Here is a 20,000-nt window from a genome sequence, read left to right as displayed (position 1 = left end):
CTTGCTGGGCATTCTATTATTGTATGATAACACTCGTTTTATAAGCAAGTAAAAGGACAAAGAAAGGTTAAAAGGAAAGAACCCTTTTAACCTTCACTCCTTACTTCTTCTTTTTACGCTTCGCTTTTGGTGCATTATCGTAAAATCGTTTCTTCTTTTTCTTCTTTGGAGGTTGTGTGGACCATTCATCATTCGTTTGGAGACGTTCCCCGCTCTCTTTAGACGCTCCGCGATTATTCCCACGGTCTCTCTCTCGGTCACGATCAGATGATCCTTTTTTGCGTGGACGACCTCTGTCAGCTACGAATGTGCGCTTCTCGCCTCTTGGTGGACGATTCACCGTTTTCATGCCAACAATTTCAAAATCGATTGCTCGTTCATCTTTGTTCACATTCACAACTCGTACCGTAATCTCGTCTCCAATACGGAATACTTGACCCGTACGTTCTCCAATCATCGCCATATGGCGCTCATCAAAGCGGTAATAATCGTCCGTCATATAACTCACGTGAACAAGACCTTCAATCGTATTGGATAGCTCTACAAACATTCCAAAATTCGTGACAGAGCTAATAATCCCATCAAATTCCTCGCCAATTTTATCTAGCATATACTCTGCTTTTTTCAGGTCATCTGTTTCACGTTCTGCATCTACGGCACGACGCTCCATTTTAGATGTATGTTCAGCAATGGCAGGAGTTAACTCTCTCCACTTAGCTTGAGTCGTCTCATCCACTTTTCCTTCAATTAAATACGTTCTAATTAAGCGGTGAACGATTAAATCAGGGTATCGTCTAATGGGTGATGTGAAATGAGTATAAAACTCTGTTGAAAGACCAAAGTGACCTAGGCTATCAGGGTCATACTTTGCTTGTTGCATACTGCGCAGCATAACTGTGGAAACGACCATCTCCTCTGGCTTTCCCTCTACCGCTTCAATGATTTCTTGAAGGGCACGAGGATGGATACTATTGGCTTTCCCTTTTACCACCAATCCAAAGTTTGTGATGAATTCAAAGAAACGCTGGAGCTTTTCTTCTTTTGGATCTTCATGGATACGATAAATAAACGGTACATTCATCCAGTGGAAGTGCTCAGCTACGGTTTCATTTGCCACGAGCATAAACTCTTCAATGAGCTTCTCTGCAACTGAACGTTCACGTAGAACCACATCAGTAGGATGACCATCTTCATTTACTAGTACCTTTGATTCTTTAAAGTCAAAATCAATAGCACCGCGGTCCATACGTTTTTGACGTAAAATGGCCGCTAGCTTTTCCATTTCTTCGAACATCGGAACGAGTGGTTCATAGCGTTCACGTAAAGCTTCGTCTTTGTCTACTAAGATTTTATTTACATCCGAGTAGGTCATACGCTCATTTGTTTTGATAACACTTTGGTAAATATCGTGCTTGACCACTTCACCATTTGCATTAATCTCCATATCACAAGATAACGTTAAACGGTCTACGTGGGGATTTAACGAACAGATACCGTTTGATAAACGGTGTGGAATCATCGGTATCACTCGGTCTACTAAGTAAACACTCGTGCCTCTTTCTCCAGCCTCTACATCAATAGGAGAATCTTCTGTCACATAATAGGTAACATCTGCGATATGTACGCTTAATTTATGATGACCGTTCTCTAATGTCACAACAGACACTGCATCATCTAAATCCTTTGCATCGGCTCCGTCAATCGTCACAATCACATCGTCTCGGCAATCACGACGATTTCCGATTTCAGATGGATCGATTTCAGAAGGGGTATCATTTGCTTGCTCCATAACAGCCTGAGGAAAATCAACCGTAATACCGTGCTTGTGAATAACAGAAAGGATATCTACACCTGGGTCATTCTTATGACCAAGGATGTCCATAACTTCTCCTTCTGCACTTTTGCGCCCTTCTGGATAGGTCGTAATCTTGACCACAACCTTATGTCCTTCAATGGCTCCATTGTTTGCTGCTTTCGGAATAAAAATATCGCTAGCAAATTTCTTATCATCTGGAATCACAAACCCAAAGTGCTTGCTTTCTGTATAGGTTCCAACAATTTGAGTGACGCCTCGCTCAATAATCCGCACAACGGTCCCTTCTCGTCTAGAACCAGAGCTTTCAGAGGATACACGTACCAATACGGTATCACCGTTCATACTATTATTTGTTTCACTAGGAGGAATAAAGATGTCATCCATTCCTGGTTCATCCGTGATGACAAAAGCAAAGCCTTTCGCATGGGCAGATAGTCTTCCTCGTACTAGATTCATTTTTTCAGGCAGACCATAACGATTACTTCTGGTTCGAATAATAAGACCTTTTTCTTCCATATAGACTAATGCCTTCACAAATTCCTTAAAGGTCTCTGACCCTTGAATTCCAAAGGCTTCTTCTAATTCTTGAACCGTTAGTGGCTTATAGGCCTCATCTTTCATATAGCTCAGCACCCGATCCACATGCTGCTTCATTATTTCGTCCATCTTAATCCCTCCTATAAAACCAATGGCAACGCTTTATTATACTTTCCAATCTAAGCTTTCTAAAAAGCTATACACATCTTCATGTAGCTGTTCTTTCTCTTTATCAAGAGTAATGACATGGCCAGATTCCTCATACCACTTGATGTGTTTGTTGGTTGATTCAACTTCGTTATATATAATAGTAGCAGAATCTGTATTAATCATATGGTCATGACGAGCTTGTACAACAAAAGTTGGTGTGTAGATCATATCCACCTCACCCCGAACCTCAGCAATCAATTCTTGTAAAGCTTTCAATGTTCCCATTGGAGTTTTCTTAAATTCTTCGATTTCTTTTTCAATTGTATCAGCGTCTTTGCCTTCGAATTTTTTGAAATCTCGTGCATACTCGACGACACCTTGATACATGACTTCTTCACTTTTTATATACATTGGTGCACACATTGGAACAATACCCTTAACATTTTCAGTGTAACCTAATTTCAAGGAAAATACCCCACCTAGAGATAGACCAGCAACAGCAATCTCTTCATATCCCAACTCTTTTAAGTGACGATACCCGTTCATGACATCTTCCCACCAGTCTTCTGGTCCTGTATGAACTAACTCTTCTGGCGGCACACCATGCCCTTTATAATGAGGGGCATGAGACGTATACCCTTTCTTCTCTAAAAATCGTCCTAGCATCCTAACGTCTGCAGAATTCCCTGTAAATCCATGTAGGAGTAAGACCGCTCGGGGCCCGGATTCAAATGTAAATGGTTTTGGTAAAACAGTTTTCATGGTGCTAACTTCTCCTTTAGTATCTAGTCTTACTTACTATTGTAAACAAACTATGTAAGGAAATTCTATTATAAAGGCTTCTTAGTAAAATAAAAAAGGTTGTCCGAACGAATCGCCTCTCTCCTCCCTACTTTGGGTATGAACCCAAATGATGGATGCTGGTATGAGAGTCAAATCCCTTTGGACAACCTATTTTCTATAGATTAGCTAAAGTATGCAACAGCAATCGTTAAGATAAAGAACAGCACTGAAAGTACAACCGTCACACGGTGAAGTACTAAATCAATTCCTCTTGCTTTTTGCTTACCAAAAAGCTGTTCAGCACCTCCAGAAATCGCTCCTGAAAGACCTGCACTTTTACCTGATTGAAGAAGAACCACTCCAATTAAACCAATAGATACAATGATAAGTAGTACAACTGATAATGTATACACTAGATCCACCTCCTGATAGCGAACAATCCATTAGATATATTTTACCATAGGTAGGTAACCGTCACAATAGACTGAATCATTTATTATAAGCCGAAGTACTCTTCAAGTGTGACCCCTGCTTCGTATACTTTTTGGGCTAAATCCTTACCAACATATCGTAAATGCCATGGCTCGTATTTGTACCCTGTTATATCCTCTTTTCCTTCCAGATAACGGATAATAAAGCCATATTCCCACGCGTGATTAGCTACCCAGTCTCCTTCAACGGTTTCACCGAAGACATCACCGATCGCATACCCTGCACTTCTACTAGTGACATCCATAGCAAGACCGGTTTGGTGTTCACTTTGCCCTGGTCGTGCACTGAATTTATTTGCAGCTTCTTCCCCGTGTTCAGCAGCATACGCCTCAAATAAATAGTCCTGTGTTTCAAATGACCGGTACCCTGATGCAGCTAAAAGCTCGATACCATCTGCTTTTGCACCTTCAAACATCTCTTCTAGTGCAGTAGCGGCTTCTTGTCTTAAAAGCTTTTTCGGAAGATCTTCTTCAAATGGGAACGGTACAGTCGGCTCGACTAAATCTGCTGGAATATAGTCATCTGGCAGGTGGAACTCTTTATTAATCACGGCTTCCACACTATCATAATTAGCAGCAATCGTGTTACCACCCTCTTTTTCACTCTCTGGATATTCAAATTGAACACCAGTTATCTTCCATTTGTCCTCTATCACTTCGAAAGTAGTTTGGATTGTGTACGTTCCATCCATGTCTGTCGTATTCGTTTGAGAGGCTACATACTCTGTATTAGATAGAGGCTCAAGATCCATTTCTTTTGTAGTATCCATATATAACGGGGGATCCATTGGTATGAGAGTTAACTTTGAATCCGTTTCGTTAAAATAATCTTGTATAAAAGTAGCCACGAACTCAGAAGAGGCATACTTCTCTAGTTCCTTAACTACATCCTCTTTATTCTGCTCATCTTCTGTTTTCACTACTTCATTATTGTAAAATCCATTCACAATCTGCTGGACGTTAGGCTGAGCCTCTACCATCGTATCCTCTTGTTTAGGAGTTTCTGTTTTGGTTATGGGCTCTTTCGTTTCTTCGTTGTTTGGTTCTTTCTGAGAATTAGACGCACATGCCGATAACACTAGCATGCTAGCCACTACGGCTACTAACCAGTTCTTCATGTTAACACTCCTCGCCCTTAGGCAATTTTTTGTTGGGTTTATTCTACCTATTAGAGCATAAACCCTTTTAGTAGGTTTGACAATGATTCATTTGGTGGGGGGCTTTAAGGGGCTAGGTCTTGTGGGTCGCTTTTTTCTCCTCTACTGCTCCTTCCCACTACCTCCCTGCGTCTCGACTCCTAAATCCGACTGCCCCTGCGCCTTCACCCCAAAAAAAATACAAAAAAAGACGACCTCCCAAAAGAGATCGTCTCATCTTATAAGTTATTACTTTTTAAGGTTATAGAATGTTTTCGCACCAAGATACTCCGCTGTGTCAGCTAATTGATCTTCGATACGTAGTAATTGGTTGTATTTCGCAACGCGGTCTGTACGAGATGGTGCACCTGTTTTGATTTGACCAGCGTTTGTTGCCACTGCGATGTCAGCGATTGTGCTATCTTCCGTTTCACCAGAACGGTGAGAGATAACTGCAGTGTAACCAGCGCGTTTTGCCATTTCAATTGCATCAAATGTTTCAGTTAATGTACCGATTTGGTTTACTTTGATAAGGATTGAATTTCCAATACCTTGCTCGATACCTTGAGCTAATTTGCTTGTATTTGTTACGAATAGGTCGTCCCCAACAAGTTGAACTTTTCCGCCAATACGGTCAGTTAATAGTTTGAAACCTTCCCAGTCGTTTTCATCTAAACCATCTTCAATTGAAACGATAGGATATTTGTTGCACATTTCTTCGTACCAGTCTACCATTTCAGCAGATGAGCGAACTACACCTTCACCAGAAAGGTGGTATTTACCGTCTTCTTTGTTATAAATTTCAGAAGCAGCAACGTCCATTGCAAGTAGTACTTCTTCACCTGGCTTGTAACCAGCTTTTTCGATTGCTTCAATAATTGTGGAAAGAGCTTCTTCGTTAGAACCTAGGTTTGGAGCAAATCCACCTTCGTCACCAACAGCTGTATTAAGACCTTTGTCTTTAAGAACTGCTTTAAGGGCGTGGAAAATTTCAGCACCCATACGTAGAGCTTCTTTGAATGTTGGAGCACCAACAGGCATAACCATGAATTCTTGGATATCAACGTTGTTATCCGCGTGCTCACCACCGTTAACGATGTTCATCATTGGTACTGGAAGTTGTTTCGTGTTGAATCCACCAAGGTATTGGTATAGTGGAATTTCAAGGTAATCAGCTGCTGCACGCGCTACTGCCATAGACACACCAAGGATTGCGTTCGCACCTAGTTTCCCTTTGTTTTCTGTACCGTCAAGCTCGATCATCGCTTTGTCGATTCCTACTTGATCAATTACATCGAAACCGATGATTTCTTCAGCGATTACAGTGTTTACGTTTTCTACCGCTTTTTCTACACCTTTACCAAGGTAGCGACCTTTGTCACCATCACGTAGTTCTACGGCTTCGTACTCACCAGTAGATGCTCCAGAAGGAACAAGTGCGCGTCCGAATGCGCCAGATTGAGTGTAAACTTCTACTTCTACAGTTGGGTTACCACGAGAATCTAATACTTCGCGTGCATATACTTCAGTAATGATTGGCATATTGGTTTCTCTCCTTTTAAATTGGCTTTGCTGCCATTATTATCTTACAATTTTTATTAAAACATACGGAAGTGTTAGCTAGAGTTAGGCGGTACCTATCCTAACAGCTCTAGCTGACTACTTATTTTTTAAGTAATGAAGTCCCTGTCATTTCTGCAGGTTGGTCTACATTTAAAAGATCAAGCATGGTTGGTGCAAGGTCTCCAAGAATTCCACCGTCACGAAGCTCTACTCCCTCTTTTGTTACGATAACAGGTACAGGGTTGGTTGTATGAGCCGTCATTGGGTCACCTGCTAATGTAATGACTTCATCAGCATTTCCGTGGTCAGCTGTAATAATCGCTGTTCCACCTTTTTCTATGATCAAGTCAACGATTTTACCTAAGCACTCGTCAACCGTTTCAATGGCTTTGATGGTCGGCTCAAGCATACCTGAGTGACCTACCATATCTGGGTTAGCGAAGTTTAAAATAATGGCATCATGGTTGTCTGCTTGAATTTCAGCTAGTAACGCGTCCGTTACTTCATAAGCGCTCATTTCAGGCTTTAAATCATAGGTTGCCACTTTAGGTGAATCGATTAGAATGCGCTTTTCACCTGGGAACTCTTCTTCACGTCCACCGCTCATAAAGAAGGTAACGTGAGGATACTTTTCTGTTTCAGCAATTCGTAGCTGCTTTAAGTTGTTTTGAGCTAGAACTTCACCTAGAGTGTTATCTAAGTTCATTGGCTTAAATGCTACATAGCCGTCAACCGTTTCACTAAAGTGAGTTAAGCAAACGAAGTGAAGGTTTTCAGGATGCCCTTCCCCACGATCGAACGAACGGAAGTCTTTGTTTGTGAACGTGTTAGAAATTTGAATCGCACGGTCTGGACGGAAGTTATAGAAAATTACGCTGTCGTTGGTTGAGATCGTTGCTACAGGTTCACCGTTTTCTTTTACAATGACTGAAGGGACAACGAACTCATCGTAAATTCCATTTTCATAAGAGTCTTTCACTACATCTAATGCAGATGTGTAGCTTGGACCCTCTCCGTATACCATTACGCGGTATGATTTTTCCACGCGGTCCCAGCGTTTATCGCGGTCCATAGAGTAATAGCGACCAGAAATTGAAGCAAATTCTCCTACACCAATTTCCTTCATCATTTCTTCTGCTTCTGTGATAAAACGTTCTGCAGATTTAGGTGATACGTCACGTCCATCAAGGAATCCATGTACATACACTTGATCAATGCCCTCTTCTTTCGCTAAGCGAAGAAGTGCGTACATATGGTTGATATGACTGTGTACTCCACCATCAGATAAAAGTCCAATGATGTGAAGGGCGGTGCCGCTTTCCTTTGCATGATTCATAGCATTTAGGAAGGTATCATTTTGAGCAAATTCACCTTCACGGATGGCCACGTTTACACGTGTCAAGCTTTGGTAAACAATTCGGCCAGCACCTATGTTTAAGTGACCTACTTCTGAGTTACCCATTTGACCTTCTGGAAGTCCAACGGCTTCACCGCTTGCTGTAAGCTCACTGTGAGGATATTGATTCCATAAACGATCAAAGTTTGGCTTGTTGGCTTGTGCTACTGCATTTCCTTTTTGTTCTTCACGGAATGCAAAGCCATCAAGAATAATTAAAGCTGTTGGAGACTTACTCATGAGAACCTGCCTCCAAAAGCTGTAGGAAAGATTGAGCTTCTAAGCTTGCTCCTCCTACTAGGGCACCATCAATATCAGATTCTGCCATATATTCTTTGATGTTACCAGGCTTCACGCTTCCACCGTATTGAATACGGATGGCTTCTGCTGCATCAGTAGAGAATACAGATGCTACAACTTGACGAATATGAGAACATACTTCGTTAGCGTCAGCTGCCGTTGAGGATTTACCTGTTCCAATTGCCCAGATCGGCTCATATGCGATAACCGTTTCTTTTACTTGCTCTTCAGTAAGACCAGCAAGGGCTTTTTTCACTTGGTTTTCAACGATGGCTTTTGTTTCATTTGCTTCACGCTCTTCTAAAGATTCACCAACGCATACGATTGGTACAAGGTTATGCTTGAATGCAGCAAGAGTCTTTTTATTGACGCTCTCATCTGTTTCATTGAACATTTCTCGGCGTTCTGAGTGACCAAGAATAACATATTTTACACCTAAATCTGCTAATGCAACTGGACTATTTTCACCAGTGAACGCACCGCTTTCTTCAAAGTGCATGTTTTGAGCACCAATTTCAACTGGGTACTCTTTCGTTACTTCTACTAGGTCTTTTAAGAATAATGCTGGTGAGCAAATCACAGATTCGATTTTTTCAGAAGATGGAACTAGTCCACTAACTTCCTCAGCGAATGCTTTTGCTTCTGCCATTGTTTTATGCATTTTCCAGTTACCTGCGATAATTGGTTTACGCATTTTGCTCATCCTTTCGTTTTTCAAATCGGATTATTTATCGTTTAGGGCTACTACTCCTGGAAGCTCTTTTCCTTCCATAAATTCAAGAGAAGCTCCTCCACCTGTTGAAATGTGGCTCATTTTTTCTGCTAAACCAAATTTCTCAACAGCAGCAGCAGAGTCCCCACCACCGATTACAGAGTATGTATCTGTTGAATCAGCAAGTGCTTCAGCAACACCTTTTGTACCTTTTGCGTAAGATTCTAGTTCAAATACACCCATAGGTCCGTTCCAAATGACAAGCTTAGATTCTTTAATTACACCTGCGTATAATTCAGTTGTTTTCGGACCGATATCTAATGCTTCCCAATCCGCTGGAATTTCTTCAATGGATACCACTTTTTGATTAGCAGAATCAGAGAAATCATCTGCAACTATTACATCAACTGGCATATAAAACTTTACGCCTTTTTCTTCTGCTTTTGCCATAAATTGTTTAGCTAAATCAATTTTATCTTCTTCTAGTAGAGATTTACCAACCTCGTGGCCTTGAGCTTTAACGAATGTATAAGCAAGACCTCCACCGATAATTAAGTTATCTACTTTATCTAAAAGATTATCGATTACACCGATTTTGTCTTTTACTTTTGCTCCACCAATAATGGCAGTGAATGGACGTTCTGGATTAGAAAGAGCTTTACCAAGTACATCAAGTTCTTTCTCCATTAAAAGTCCTGCAACCGCTGGAATGTGTTTAGCAATACCTTCTGTCGAAGCGTGCGCACGGTGAGCTGCACCAAATGCATCGTTTACATATACGTCTGCTAAGACAGCAAAGTTTTTTGCAAGTTCTGGATCATTCTTTGTTTCACCTGGGTAGAAGCGTACGTTCTCAAGTAGAAGAATGTCGCCATCTTCCATCTTGCTTACTTCTGCAAGGACCGCATCTCCGTAAGCTTCATCCACTTTTTTCACATCTTTGTTCATTAATTCAGAAAGACGTGCTGCCACTGGAGTTAAGCGTAGTTCTTCTACAACCTCTCCTTTTGGACGGCCTAGGTGGCTAGCTAAGATTACTTTTGCCCCTTGGTCTGCAAGGTGCTGAATTGTAGGAATGGCTGCACGAATACGAGTTTCGTCTGTGATGCTTCCGTCTTTCATAGGTACGTTAAAGTCTACACGACAGAAAACGCGTTTTCCTTTTACATCCACATCTTTAATGCTTTGCTTGTTCATTGCAAAAGGCCTCCTTTAGTGTGTGAGCACTTTGCTCTTTTAGAAAACAGAAAGAGGAGAGGGGATTTGTACCCCGCTCCCCTTACAATCCTCATTATAGATGCATGCTGATGCATTATCCAACGATATCTATCGAAGGATTTCTTCTAGGATTAAAGTCCTTTAGAAGCGATATAATCAACAAGGTCAACTACACGGTTAGAGTAACCAGTTTCGTTGTCATACCAAGAAAGTACTTTTACCATGTTGTCTTCTAGAGTCATAGTAGATAGAGCATCAACTGTAGAAGATGCAGTGCTACCATTGTAGTCAGTAGATACTAATGGCTCTTCGCTGTATGCAAGGATACCTTTAAGTTCACCTTCAGCTGCTTCTTTGAATGCTGCGTTTACTTCTTCAACTGTTACGTTTTTGTCTAGCTCAGCAACTAAGTCAACAACAGAAACGTTCGCAGTTGGAACACGCATAGCCATACCGTTTAATTTACCTTTAAGTTCAGGTAATACTAGAGAAACGGCTTTCGCTGCACCAGTAGAAGTTGGGATAATATTTTCTGCCGCAGCACGAGCACGACGGTAGTCTTTATGTGGTAAATCTAAAATTTGTTGGTCATTTGTATAGGAGTGAACTGTTGTCATCATACCGCGTTTTAATCCGAACTTGTCGTTAAGAATTTTCGCGAATGGAGCTAAACAGTTTGTCGTACAAGATGCATTTGAAAGAACGTGGTGATTAGCTGCATCGTATTTGTCTTCGTTAACACCCATAACGATTGTGATATCTTCTTCGTTTGCAGGAGCAGAAATGATAACTTTCTTCGCACCAGCTTCTAAATGTTTCGCAGCATCTGCACGCTTAGTGAAACGACCAGTAGATTCTACTACTACTTCTACACCAAGATCTCCCCAACCAAGTTGAGCAGGGTCACGCTCTGCAAGAACTTTTACGCGTTGGTCGCCAACTACTAGGTAGTCACCGTCAACTTTAACTTCTTGTTTAAGAGTTCCGTGAACTGTATCGTATTGAAGTAAGTGAGCAAGCATGTTAGCATCTGTTAAATCATTAACTGCTACTACCTCTACATTTGAATTTTCTAGAGCTGCACGGAATACGTTACGTCCGATACGTCCAAAACCATTGATACCAATTTTTACTGCCATGTTAAACTTCCTCCTTTTAATCGTTAAGGCTGTTATATATTTCAAAAGGGTAATTTACCCTTTTAAAAGCGTGGTTGCGGCTCCTTCATCTGTGATGAGAATGGTATTAGTAGGAGCTTGTTTCATATAGGCTGTGATTGCTTTCGCTTTTGATTCTCCTCCAGCTACAGCAAGTACAACAGGTATTTGGGATAGATCATCAAGTTGTAGTCCAACTGTTGGAACTTTATGGACGACTTCACCTTGTTCGTTAAAATAGTACCCAAATGCCTCACCTACGGCTTGAAGTCGATGGATTTTCTCCATATCTTCTTCCTTCGTTTTTCTTCTTTCTGCCATGGTCACCGCATCACCGATTCCATGTAACACCATATTAGCTGATTTCAGTAGCGTAAGAATTTCATGAATGTCCGGTTCTTTCATCAGAGATTTGTATACCTCTTTGCTAACTTGATCCGGAACATACAAAGCTTTAAACCTAGCTCCTGATTTGACAGCCATCTTGCTACAAATCGTATTGGCTTGATTTTGAACATCTTCCCCAATACCTCCTCTAGCCGGTAAAAAGAGAATATCTTCTACTGGTAGATCATTTGATAAATGATCTGCCACCGATGCCATCGAGGAACCACCAGTAACGGCGATGATATTTTTTCCTAATAAGTGCTGTTTCATACTTGCTGCAGTTGCTCTTCCTAATTCTTCTTTCACCCAGGGGGCAAGATCGCTATTACCAGGTACAACGACTACTTTATGTATACCAAGTTTCGTCTGAAGTTTTTGCTCCATTACGTTTATACCCGATATTTCACGCATCATACCTTCCATTTCATGTAAGAGCTTCACACCATCGTTCGATAATGTCATCCCGGAGGTTTTAACATGTAACAAGTTTTGCGATTTCAGGAAATCTACTTCACTTCGTAAAACGCGTTCAGTTAAGCCAACTTGCTGAGATAGTGTTCGTCTTCCAACGGGTTCTGTCATTTTAATGGTTCGAAGAATATGGTAACGCTTCTGCATAATTTCAAGCAGGTCGGGTAATAATTGCTTTTGTATATCAATGACTGTTTTCATTTTAAAGCTCCTCTTTGACCATTGGGGCTTTTCGTGTCCCACTAAGACATTTTAAGTCCCACTAAGGCTAAAAAAATAAGTACCCTGCTGCTTACATGTACATCATAACAGGGTTAAAAATGAATTTCAACTTATCCGCGAGCTTGTAAACGTTTACTTAACGAAAAATAATCAATGTTCCCAAATTGAACAATTTCTCCCCTATATTCTACCACCGGAATCATTAATCCATACTTCTCTGTTAATTGATCCTGTTCGTCTATATTGATTTCTTCGACGGTTAGATCGAAATCTTCTTCTATTAATAGCAAGACATCCTTTGCCTCCACACATAAACCACATCCAGGTCTCGTGTAAAACAATAGCTTGTCCATTCCGTCCACCACCTTTTAGATAGAAACAAACCCCTTGCTTCTCATTGTAAGCAAGAGGTTTGCTGACGCCCTCGGAGGGGATCGAACCCCCATTTCAAGAACCGGAATCTTACGTGTTATCCATTACACCACGAGGGCAAGAAAGTCTCATATAAAATAATATTATAGTTGAGATAGGATAATTTAGCAATACACCTTGTTTATTTTCAAACATTTTGGGTATCATGGTAAAAGGTTTTACATACTGTCATATAGTATAATAGTCAAAAAAGAATCATATCCTTTGACCTTTATTGACCTTTTGGTGTATGATGCAATTACATACTAAATAAGGCAGGTTATCCTGCTAATATTAAGGAGGAAATAAGAATGAACTTAATTCCTACAGTCATTGAACAGACAAACCGCGGCGAACGCGCATACGACATTTATTCTCGTCTACTTAAAGACCGCATCATTATGCTGGGTAGCGCAATCGACGACAATGTGGCAAACAGCATTGTTGCTCAACTTCTATTCCTAGAAACAGAAAACCCAGAGAAAGACATTTCTCTATACATCAATTCCCCAGGTGGAAGTATTACTGCGGGTATGGCGATCTACGACACAATGCAATACATTAAGCCTAAAGTACAAACCATCTGTATTGGAATGGCAGCTTCGATGGGTGCATTCCTACTGGCAGCTGGTGAGCCTGGTAAACGTTTTGCGTTACCAAACTCTGAAGTTATGATTCACCAACCACTTGGAGGAGCACAAGGTCAAGCAACTGAAATTGAAATTGCGGCCAAACGTATTCTTTTCCTACGTGAAAAATTAAATACAATTCTTTCTGAACGCACAGGTCAACCTCTTGACGTAATTGCTCAAGATACAGACCGTGATAACTTCATGACAGCAGAACGTGCTCTTGAGTACGGCTTAATTGATAAAATTATTACTCGTCATGATATTGATAAGAAATAAGAAGAATTGAAGTAGAAGCATCGCCTATTGGCGGTGTTTCTTTTTTTGGATTCGCTAGGTATTGGAGAGAAGTGGGGAATTTTAGAGGGTCTCGATTGGAGGGCCAGGCTATGAAATTTGATAGTGGACTGACACTTTAGGGGGAGGCAGCGAGAGTCCCTTGTTCTGGCTTCGTGGCATTGGCGCGAGTCTCTTTCTCTTCTATTTTTGTTGTTTCGGCACGCGCATGCGCTTTCGCGTGTCCCATATTCTAAAAAACCCCTCACTCGGACTCGCGCTGGCATTGGCGCGAGTCTCTTTCTCTTCTATTTTTGTTGCTTCGGCACGCGCGAGCGCTTTCGCGTGTCTCATATTCTAATAAACCCCTCACTCGGACTCGCTCGGGCTTCAGCTAGACTCACCTCACTACATAATTTGGGTCAGTATTCTTAAGAAGAATCCCACTAAAAAAGGAACTCATCAGCCATGTTCATCACTTAGAGAAAATAAAAAACACTCGCATCCAATCGATGCGAGTGCAGATTAATCTTCTTGAACGAATTTAGTTAAGGCTTCAACCGCTTCATTTTCATCATGACCGTCAGCTTGAAGAAGTACAGTTGCTCCAGAACCAATTGCTAGACTCATTAGTCCCATAATACTTTTAGCGTTTACTTTTTACCGTCTTTTCTAAGAAAATTTCTGACGAAAAGCGATTAGCCTCTTGTACAAACAGAGCAGCTGGTCTAGCTTGAAGACCTGATTTAAGCGATACTTCAACGTGTTTTTCTACCATGATCATCTCTCCCCTATATTCATGTTATTTAATTGATATTGAATCACCAGAACGCAGTTGATCAGCAATTTGATCAATTTTACGTAAACGGTGGTTTATCCCAGATTTACTTACAGCTCCGCTTGTAACCATTTCGCCTAATTCTTTGAGAGTAACATCCTGGTAGGCAACTCGCAGCTCTGCGATTTCTCTTAATTTGTCAGGTAAAATCTTTAATCCTACTGTGCTTTCTATATAGCGTATATTTTCAACTTGGCGCAAAGCTGCACCAATGGTTTTATTTAAGTTCGCAGTTTCACAATTAACAAGTCGATTGACCGAATTTCTCATATCACGGATGATTCGGACATCCTCAAATCGTAATAGGGCATTATGTGCACCTATAACATTTAAAAACTCTGTAATTTTTCTGCTTCTTTTAAATAGGTGATGTACCCTTTTTTTCTCTCAAGTGTTTTACTATTCAAGTTGAAGAAATTCATTAAATCTGATAGCGCTTGATTATGCTCTTCATATAACGAAAATACTTCAAGGTGATAAGAAGAAGTTTCCGGGTTGTTAACCGATCCACCTGCTAAAAATGCACCGCGCAGGTAACTTCTCTTGCAACATTTTTTGGATATTAAGCTGGTTGATATATCATGAACGAACGTAAATCCGTCCTCTAAAATATTTAAACTTTCTAGAATTTCTTTGGCGTTATTTTTTAATCGAACAATGTAGACATTGTTCTTCTTGAGCCTCATTTTCTTTCGAACTAATAGTTCCACTTCTGCAACATATAACTTTTTAATTAACGTATAGATTCGTCTTGCAATGGCTGCATTTTCTGTTTGAATATTGACGACAAGAATTCGATTAGAGAAGGATAATGATCCATTCATTCGTATAAGTGCTGATAGTTCTGACTTTGCACAGCAATCTTTAATCTCTAAATTCGTCAATTCTTTCTTAGTCTCAGATGCAAATGACACGCCAGTTCACCTCCCTAAACAAACGCTTGCACTACTTCAGTCGTAAGTATTTTATTCTATAGTATTCTTTCTCTCTAAAAATGAGTATAGAATTTTGGCAACTGTTTCAGTATCATGCCGGATAATACCTGTTTCATAGCTAATAATTTTCTCTTGAACTACCTCTAGTCCCATTTTTTCTAATTGCTGAATATCAAATATGACAGGCTTTGCTAATTCCTTTTCGTATTTCAGCTGTAGATTTTCTGGAACTTCTTCATTATTGACTAAAATGGTATCAATAAAAGGAAGATGAATATGTCTGTATATGGCTTGCACATGATCACTTGCTGTATAATCTAGTGTTTCACCAGCCTGAGTCATGATGTTACAAATATAAACTTTCTGCGCTGATGCCTTTGACACTTCCTTACCGATTTCAGGAACAAGAAGATTTGGCAATATACTTGTGAATAAACTACCGGGACCAATTACGATTAAGTCTGCTTCACGGATACTTTTGATGGTTTCAGGTAGCGGTTTGACATCACTTGGCGTTAAATATACCGTATCTATTTCTTTCCCAACCGTTGGGATAACCGACTCTCCTGCTACCTCAGAACCATCCGTCATTTTAGCATGCAAGACAACGCTTTGGTTAGCAGCTGGCAGCACTTGCCCTTTTACGTTTAAAACTCGACTCATTTCTTGAATGGCGTGAACAAAATCGCCTGAAATACTTGTTAAGGCGGCAATAATTAAGTTCCCTAACGAATGACCAGAAAGTTCATTCTCGGTATTAAATCGATGTTGAAACATTTGCTCCACTAATGGCTCAACTTCAGATAGAGCCGCCAAGACATTTCTAACATCACCAGGAGGAGGAATATCTAAATCATTCCGTAGTCTACCAGAACTTCCACCATCATCTGCGACCGTTACAATGGCTGTTAAGTTGACAGAATACTTTTTTAACCCTCTCAATAAAACGGGTAATCCCGTTCCTCCCCCAATGACGACTATATTAGGAAGAGTAGGATCATGCATGGGCACGATCCTTTCTTTTTTCAATATCTCGGTGATTGACAACCGTTTGGAAATCCTTAGCGAAGTGCTTACTCAGATGCTCTGCAAGGGCAACAGAACGATGTTGACCGCCAGTACAGCCAATGGCGATAACGAGCTGACGTTTTCCTTCACGCTTATAATGCGGGAGCATAAATTGCAATAGGTCTGTAACTTTTTCTAGGAATTTATGAGTATCGTTCCACTTGAAGACGTAGTTTGATACTTCATGATCCTTTCCTGTAAGGGGACGTAGGTTTTCAATATAATGAGGATTCGGTAAGAATCTAACATCAAAAACTAAATCGGCATCAATAGGAAGACCGTGCTTAAAGCCAAAGGATAAAACATTCACCGTAAAGACAGATTGGTTATCCGCAGAAAATTCACCAATAATCTTTTCTCGTAGTTCTCTCGGTTTGAGTTCACTTGTATTGTAGATTAGTTGAGCTCTTCCTTTTAACTCTTCTAATAATTCCCGCTCTTGTTCGATTCCTTTTAGCGGTAGGCCTGACGGGGCTAATGGATGGGAACGACGCGTTTCTTTGTAGCGTCTCACTAGAGCTGCATCATCTGCATCTAAATATAGAATTTGAGGGCTAATCCAAGTCGTTTCAGATAAATCGTCTAGCGCTTTCACTAGGTGATCAAAGAATTCTCTTCCTCTTAAATCCATCACAAGAGCCACACGATTCATTTTACTTCCAGATTCTTTCATTAGCTCTAAAAACTTAGGAAGAAGTGTTGGAGGCAAATTATCCACACAGAAAAATCCTAAATCTTCAAAGCTTTGCATGGCAACCGTTTTACCTGCCCCAGACATTCCTGTTATAATCACTAGCTGCACATCTGCTACTGATCCTGTACTCATACCCTTAACCCCCTATAATGTTATTGTGGATCGAGTCGATACGATAATAATTGAAAATCTTTTGTGTACGTAAAGGTTCCGTATAGGATATTTTGACCTTTTAGCATGTAATCTAATATATGCTGGTCACCTTCTGCCATAGGAAGTGAAAGGATATCTTCTGACTGATGCCATTTTAGAATACCTTCTTCCGTTTCCTTCAGATGGGTTCCGTCTCCTTCTTCGGCGAAAAACGTAAACATCATCCACTCATCAACGACCGAATCATCTTCTTTAATTATAAAGGTAAAAACACCTTTTAGCTGTGGAGATTTTATATAAATTCCTGTTTCTTCTCGAAATTCACGTATAACGGCATCACGGACAGATTCTCCTGGCTCCATCTTTCCTCCAGGAGCTACCCACCAGCCTCTTCGTGGTTTTTGAAGTAAGAGAACCTCATCTCCTCTTTTATATAAACAGTTGGCTATTCTTTGCATGTAGTTCACCTCAGAAAGACAGTTTGAATGCCAGTTTCATTCACTTTATTATACTATCTTTCCCCTTTTCCTACAATGTACTAGCTTTTATCCATGTCAAGGTAAACAGGCTATCCGACAACGACCACTTCTATTGTCAAAAAAAAGAGCACAAGCAAATGCTTGTGCTAAACGGGATATATTACTTAAAGGGGGTCAATTTCTTACTATTATCATACCCCATCAATATTGCACTCTTGTTACAGAGTGATTAAAAGGGAATTACGTTTTACCCCGCGTTATTTTACAAAATTCGACGTTATTTCATTACTTTACTTTTAATGAATCCATTAGTTCTTCCACATAGTGCTGAACAGACTGGGCAGCAATACTACCATCACCTGTCGCTGTTACGATTTGACGTAACGTTTTCTCGCGAACATCACCTGCAGCGAAGATACCTTCTACTCTTGTTTCCATGCGGTCATTTGTTTCAATGTACCCCATGTCATTAGTAATTCCTAGATTTTCAAATGGCTTTGTTAAAGGTACCATTCCAATATAGATAAAGGTTCCATCTGTTTTAAATTCTTTTTCCGTTCCGTCTTCTGTTGAAACAAGAGTTACACTACCAACTTTTCCGCCTTCCTCATGAATCTCTTTTACTGTATGATTCCAAATGAAATCAATCTTTTCGTTATCAAAGGCACGGTCTTGAAGAATCTTTTGAGCACGTAGTTCCTCGCGGCGGTGAACAATGGTTACTTTGTTAGCAAATCGAGTAAGGTATACTCCCTCCTCAACAGCAGAGTCTCCTCCACCAACAACCACTAAGTCTTTGCCTTTAAAGAAAGCTCCATCACACACAGCACAATATGAAACTCCACGTCCTCCTAATTCTTTTCACCAGGAACGCCTAATTTCTTGTACTCCGCTCCAGTTGATAAAATAATGGAACGTGTACGGTATTCTTTAGAACCCGCTTTAATGGTTTTGTACTCTTTTCCGTCAATAATTTCTTTCACGTCACCGTAAGCATACTCTGCTCCAAATTTCTTTGCATGCTCAAACATTTTATTAGAAAGGTCTGGACCTAAAATATGGTCATATCCTGGGTAGTTCTCTACATCTTCTGTATTCGCCATTTGTCCCCCAGGAATACCTCTTTCGATCATTAATGTGGATAGATTTGCACGAGATGTATATACAGCTGCTGTCATACCTGCAGGACCAGCCCCTATAATAACAACATCATAAATTTTTTCTTCTGTCATGTGAAACACTCCTTTGCCTGTCATGTACTTTGAATAATCCCGGCAAAGTACATTCAACATTATATTTTCTTTTCCTCTAAGGAACTATTCCTCAATAGGAGGATGATTTGATTACTTTAATAGTATAAAAAATAAGCATATCCGTCTAAAGATATGCTTATTATCCCATTTAAAAGGAATTATAAAAGATACTGCTTCACTACTTTTAAATATTTACTAACCGTAGCACTTGACATATGATATTTCTCAGCCATTCCTTTTTGAGTGGTAGGCTCAGAACGCAACTCTAACCAAACAAGCTCTGTAGCTGCTGCTAGTGCTCGAGGATTTTGAAGCGCATCTCCTTCTGCTAGTGCATTTTTGCCTATTGTAAACCATAAAAGAAACAATCCAGCACTAACACTGTCTACAGTGTCGTAATGCCTGTATAAATGCAGGGCTGTTTCATGCAGACGCTTTACTTTTTTCTCAGGTTCTATTTGAGTTGCTCTGTTCCCTTGTAGAATCTCAGCAAGGTAAAGTTTTTCAAGAACCGTGAAGCTTTGAATATCATAAAACTTTGGCTGCTTTAAAATTTCCTCTCTTTTTTTAGACACACTCATAAGAAACAACGCAAACAATCTTTCTTCTTCTTGGTCACTAGAAAGTTTTTTCATCACGGAAGGGATATGCTCCTCAAACCCTTTAAAAGAAGAAGGTTCTTTCCAAGGCTCCTGCCCTTCTTTTTCTGGGCTTTCTAGAACAACTTTTTTCCAAGCAGCTTCCGCTGTTTGCTTATTCCCTGAATAGTATGCAGCTTTTGAAAGCCAATAATGAAAGCTAGCATCTCCTTCAAAGCCTTGCTTTTGAAGATTCTTTAACCAACCATATGCTTTTGTATGATGTTCAATTAACGCAAAGGTTGCCCCTAATTTAAATCGATGCTCTGACGTCATTGGCCGAACCT

Annotated in this window: 17 protein-coding genes, 1 tRNA gene and 3 pseudogenes; 1 reads left to right on the top strand and 20 read right to left on the bottom strand. The window is 40.3% G+C overall.

Annotated elements, in window-relative coordinates; genetic code table 11:
• Nucleotides 1–100: 100 nt before the first annotated feature.
• The 12 genes from rnr to M44_RS16160 all read right to left on the bottom strand — a co-directional run bounded on the left by rnr (nt 101) and on the right by M44_RS16160 (nt 12,830).
• On the bottom strand, nt 101–2,470 hold the full coding sequence (gene rnr / locus M44_RS16215) for a ribonuclease R (RefSeq protein WP_420167123.1): 2,370 nt from the start codon (nt 2,468–2,470) through the stop codon (nt 101–103).
• Between the two features lie 48 nt (nt 2,471–2,518).
• Entirely contained in the window at nt 2,519–3,265 is a 747-nt protein-coding gene (locus M44_RS16210; RefSeq protein ID WP_010175288.1) for an alpha/beta hydrolase, read from the bottom strand.
• 203 nt (nt 3,266–3,468) lie between these two features.
• On the bottom strand, nt 3,469–3,699 hold the full coding sequence (secG, locus tag M44_RS16205) for a preprotein translocase subunit SecG (RefSeq protein WP_010175286.1): 231 nt from the start codon (nt 3,697–3,699) through the stop codon (nt 3,469–3,471).
• 83 nt (nt 3,700–3,782) lie between these two features.
• The gene (locus tag M44_RS16200) at nt 3,783–4,895 is read right to left on the bottom strand and encodes a M15 family metallopeptidase (RefSeq protein ID WP_010175284.1); all 1,113 of its coding nucleotides are present in this window, start codon (nt 4,893–4,895) and stop codon (nt 3,783–3,785) included.
• A 267-nt stretch (nt 4,896–5,162) separates the two neighbouring features.
• Nucleotides 5,163–6,455, bottom strand: a complete 1,293-nt coding sequence (eno, locus tag M44_RS16195) for a phosphopyruvate hydratase (protein ID WP_010175283.1) — start codon at nt 6,453–6,455, stop codon at nt 5,163–5,165.
• Nucleotides 6,456–6,576: 121 nt separating this feature from the next.
• A complete protein-coding gene (gene gpmI, locus M44_RS16190) occupies nt 6,577–8,112 on the bottom strand; it encodes a 2,3-bisphosphoglycerate-independent phosphoglycerate mutase (protein ID WP_010175281.1) in 1,536 nt (511 codons plus the stop codon).
• Entirely contained in the window at nt 8,105–8,866 is a 762-nt protein-coding gene (tpiA, locus tag M44_RS16185) for a triose-phosphate isomerase (RefSeq protein ID WP_010175280.1), read from the bottom strand. The genes gpmI and tpiA overlap by 8 nt, the downstream gene beginning before the upstream one ends.
• 30 nt (nt 8,867–8,896) lie before the next feature.
• Nucleotides 8,897–10,081 carry a phosphoglycerate kinase gene (locus M44_RS16180; RefSeq protein ID WP_010175279.1) on the bottom strand — a complete coding sequence of 395 codons (1,185 nt, stop codon included), beginning with the start codon at nt 10,079–10,081 and terminating at the stop codon, nt 8,897–8,899.
• 152 nt (nt 10,082–10,233) lie between these two features.
• Entirely contained in the window at nt 10,234–11,241 is a 1,008-nt protein-coding gene (gene gap, locus M44_RS16175; protein WP_010175278.1) for a type I glyceraldehyde-3-phosphate dehydrogenase, read from the bottom strand.
• 54 nt (nt 11,242–11,295) lie between these two features.
• On the bottom strand, nt 11,296–12,318 hold the full coding sequence (locus M44_RS16170; protein WP_010175277.1) for a sugar-binding transcriptional regulator: 1,023 nt from the start codon (nt 12,316–12,318) through the stop codon (nt 11,296–11,298).
• 131 nt (nt 12,319–12,449) lie between these two features.
• Nucleotides 12,450–12,692, bottom strand: a complete 243-nt coding sequence (locus M44_RS16165) for a glutaredoxin family protein (protein WP_010175276.1) — start codon at nt 12,690–12,692, stop codon at nt 12,450–12,452.
• A 66-nt stretch (nt 12,693–12,758) separates the two neighbouring features.
• Nucleotides 12,759–12,830: transfer RNA gene (locus M44_RS16160), tRNA-Arg, on the bottom strand.
• Between the two features lie 231 nt (nt 12,831–13,061).
• Between M44_RS16160 and clpP the strand changes: the two genes are divergently transcribed.
• Nucleotides 13,062–13,658 (top strand): ATP-dependent Clp endopeptidase proteolytic subunit ClpP, encoded by a 597-nt coding sequence (gene clpP / locus M44_RS16155; RefSeq protein WP_010175275.1) that lies wholly within the window; start codon nt 13,062–13,064, stop codon nt 13,656–13,658.
• A 522-nt stretch (nt 13,659–14,180) separates the two neighbouring features.
• Here clpP and M44_RS23865 read toward each other — a convergent pair.
• From M44_RS23865 to M44_RS29600, 8 genes and pseudogenes are all read right to left on the bottom strand, one after another.
• Nucleotides 14,181–14,433, bottom strand: a pseudogene (locus tag M44_RS23865) (HPr family phosphocarrier protein).
• A gap of 24 nt (nt 14,434–14,457) precedes the next feature.
• A complete protein-coding gene (gene whiA / locus M44_RS30080) occupies nt 14,458–14,763 on the bottom strand; it encodes a DNA-binding protein WhiA (RefSeq protein ID WP_010175271.1) in 306 nt (101 codons plus the stop codon).
• Between the two features lie 54 nt (nt 14,764–14,817).
• Nucleotides 14,818–15,317: pseudogene (whiA, locus tag M44_RS30075) on the bottom strand (DNA-binding protein WhiA); the annotation flags it as partial.
• A 141-nt stretch (nt 15,318–15,458) separates the two neighbouring features.
• Nucleotides 15,459–16,433, bottom strand: coding sequence for a gluconeogenesis factor YvcK family protein (locus tag M44_RS16135; protein WP_010175262.1), 975 nt, complete (start codon nt 16,431–16,433; stop codon nt 15,459–15,461).
• Nucleotides 16,426–17,322 (bottom strand): RNase adapter RapZ, encoded by an 897-nt coding sequence (gene rapZ, locus M44_RS16130; RefSeq protein ID WP_010175260.1) that lies wholly within the window; start codon nt 17,320–17,322, stop codon nt 16,426–16,428. The genes M44_RS16135 and rapZ overlap by 8 nt, the downstream gene beginning before the upstream one ends.
• Before the next feature lie 20 nt (nt 17,323–17,342).
• Entirely contained in the window at nt 17,343–17,801 is a 459-nt protein-coding gene (locus M44_RS16125; RefSeq protein ID WP_010175259.1) for an NUDIX hydrolase, read from the bottom strand.
• Between the two features lie 306 nt (nt 17,802–18,107).
• A pseudogene (trxB, locus tag M44_RS23855) lies at nt 18,108–19,054 on the bottom strand (thioredoxin-disulfide reductase).
• A 179-nt stretch (nt 19,055–19,233) separates the two neighbouring features.
• A complete protein-coding gene (locus M44_RS29600) occupies nt 19,234–19,989 on the bottom strand; it encodes a hypothetical protein (RefSeq protein ID WP_010175258.1) in 756 nt (251 codons plus the stop codon).
• Nucleotides 19,990–20,000 lie beyond the last annotated feature (11 nt).

It is taken from the genome of Bacillus coahuilensis m4-4 (assembly GCF_000171615.1).
Taxonomy (GTDB): Bacteria; Bacillota; Bacilli; order Bacillales; family Bacillaceae_K; genus Bacillus_T; species Bacillus_T coahuilensis.
Note: the sequence above shows the minus strand (reverse complement) of the source record. Positions and strands in the feature narration are given on the sequence as shown.

Coding starts and splice junctions, on each gene's coding strand:
- rnr (WP_420167123.1), bottom strand. CDS start 2,470: ATGAAGCAGCATGTGGATCGGGTGCTGAGCTATATGAAAGATGAGGCC.
- M44_RS16210 (WP_010175288.1), bottom strand. CDS start 3,265: ATGAAAACTGTTTTACCAAAACCATTTACATTTGAATCCGGGCCCCGA.
- M44_RS16200 (WP_010175284.1), bottom strand. CDS start 4,895: ATGAAGAACTGGTTAGTAGCCGTAGTGGCTAGCATGCTAGTGTTATCG.
- eno (WP_010175283.1), bottom strand. CDS start 6,455: ATGCCAATCATTACTGAAGTATATGCACGCGAAGTATTAGATTCTCGT.
- gpmI (WP_010175281.1), bottom strand. CDS start 8,112: ATGAGTAAGTCTCCAACAGCTTTAATTATTCTTGATGGCTTTGCATTC.
- tpiA (WP_010175280.1), bottom strand. CDS start 8,866: ATGCGTAAACCAATTATCGCAGGTAACTGGAAAATGCATAAAACAATG.
- M44_RS16180 (WP_010175279.1), bottom strand. CDS start 10,081: ATGAACAAGCAAAGCATTAAAGATGTGGATGTAAAAGGAAAACGCGTT.
- gap (WP_010175278.1), bottom strand. CDS start 11,241: ATGGCAGTAAAAATTGGTATCAATGGTTTTGGACGTATCGGACGTAAC.
- M44_RS16170 (WP_010175277.1), bottom strand. CDS start 12,318: ATGAAAACAGTCATTGATATACAAAAGCAATTATTACCCGACCTGCTT.
- M44_RS16165 (WP_010175276.1), bottom strand. CDS start 12,692: ATGGACAAGCTATTGTTTTACACGAGACCTGGATGTGGTTTATGTGTG.
- clpP (WP_010175275.1), top strand. CDS start 13,062: ATGAACTTAATTCCTACAGTCATTGAACAGACAAACCGCGGCGAACGC.
- whiA (WP_010175271.1), bottom strand. CDS start 14,763: ATGAGAAATTCGGTCAATCGACTTGTTAATTGTGAAACTGCGAACTTA.
- M44_RS16135 (WP_010175262.1), bottom strand. CDS start 16,433: ATGCATGATCCTACTCTTCCTAATATAGTCGTCATTGGGGGAGGAACG.
- rapZ (WP_010175260.1), bottom strand. CDS start 17,322: ATGAGTACAGGATCAGTAGCAGATGTGCAGCTAGTGATTATAACAGGA.
- M44_RS16125 (WP_010175259.1), bottom strand. CDS start 17,801: ATGCAAAGAATAGCCAACTGTTTATATAAAAGAGGAGATGAGGTTCTC.
- M44_RS29600 (WP_010175258.1), bottom strand. CDS start 19,989: ATGACGTCAGAGCATCGATTTAAATTAGGGGCAACCTTTGCGTTAATT.